Annotated in this window: 1 protein-coding gene; it reads right to left on the bottom strand. The window is 66.8% G+C overall.

The features are described from left to right. Nucleotides 1–33 precede the first annotated feature (33 nt). Nucleotides 34–1,226 (bottom strand): IS3 family transposase gene (locus FS507_RS16360; protein WP_145943830.1). Its coding sequence is split into 2 segments (ribosomal slippage): nt 34–939 and nt 942–1,226, totalling 1,191 coding nucleotides; the frame shifts between segments, so codons are not numbered across the junction. Nucleotides 1,227–1,294 lie beyond the last annotated feature (68 nt).

Genomic DNA, 1,294 nt, shown 5'->3' with positions numbered 1-1,294 from the left:
GGGACTGCTGCGCGGATAGGTGACAGGGTGTAGTCACGCCGTCAGTGCGACGGTCGTGTTCATGATGGTCTCGAACTCGATGGGCGTCAAACGGCCCAGGCGTGCCTGTCTGCGGCGTCGGTGGTAGGTCCGCTCGATCCAGGTGACGATCGCGATGCGCAGCTGCTCGCGGGTGGTCCAGGCTCGGCGGTCGAGGACGTTCTTCTGCAGCAGGGCGAAGAACGATTCCATGGCGGCGTTGTCCCCGCTGGAGCCGACGCGGCCCATGGATCCGACCAGGCGATGACGGGCCAGAGCGCGCAGGAACTTCCTGCTACGAAATTGACTGCCCCTGTCGCTGTGGACGATGCAGCCGGCGACGTCGCCGCGCATCGAGACGGCGTTCTCGAGCGCCTGAACGGCCAGGCGGGACTTCATCCTCGAGCCGATCGAGTACCCGACGATCTTGCCGCTGCAGGCGTCTTTGATGGCGCAGCAGTAGAGCTTGCCTTCGGCGGTCTTGTGCTCCGTGATGTCGACGAGCCAGAGCTGGTCCGGGGCGTCGGCGGCGAAGACGTGCCGGGTCCGGCCGTGCTCGTCGATGACGGCGCAGAGGTCGTCGTGGACCGGCGGTCCCGGCTTCTTGCCGTTACGGCCCCGCTTCTTCCCGAACGCGGACCACCAGCCGTTCGCTGAGGCGATCCGCCACGCGGTCCGGTCCGACATCGCCTCACCCGCGTCGCGGGCCTCGTCGGCCAGCAGCCGGTGCCCGAATTCGGGGTCGTCGCGGTGTGCGTCGAACAGCGCGTTCGCGCGATACGCCTCCACCACCTCGCTGGTGGTGATGGGGTTCGCCAGCCACCGGTAGTAGGGCTGACGGGAGAGCTTGAGCACCCGACACGTCACCGTCACAGGGATCCCTGCTTCGGCGAGCTCCGTCACGAGCGGGTAGAACCTTTTCCCGGCAGGTTCGCCTGCGACAGGTACGCCGCCGCACGCCGGAGGACCTCGTTCTCCTGCTCGAGGAGCCGGTTCCGCTTGCGCAGCTCACGGATCTCCGCAGCCTCGGTTCGGGTCGTTCCGGGCTTGGCTCCGGCGTCGATGTCGGCGCGACGCAGCCACTTCTGCAGCGTCATGGGGTGAACGCCGAAGTCTTTCGCGATCTGCTCGATCGTCACTCCGGGCTCACGGTTCCTCGCGACGCGCACGACATCGTCACGAAACTCGGACGGGTAAGGCTTGGGCACAGCAACATCCTTCCAGGCCCACCCCACGGCAAGCCAGATCAGATGTCAACTACTCGCGCAGCAGTCCC

The sequence above is a fragment of the Corynebacterium glyciniphilum AJ 3170 genome (assembly GCF_007673095.1).
Lineage (GTDB): Bacteria > Actinomycetota > Actinomycetes > Mycobacteriales > Mycobacteriaceae > Corynebacterium.
The sequence above is the reverse complement of the archived record's forward strand: the minus strand, read 5'-3'. Positions and strand labels throughout refer to the sequence as shown.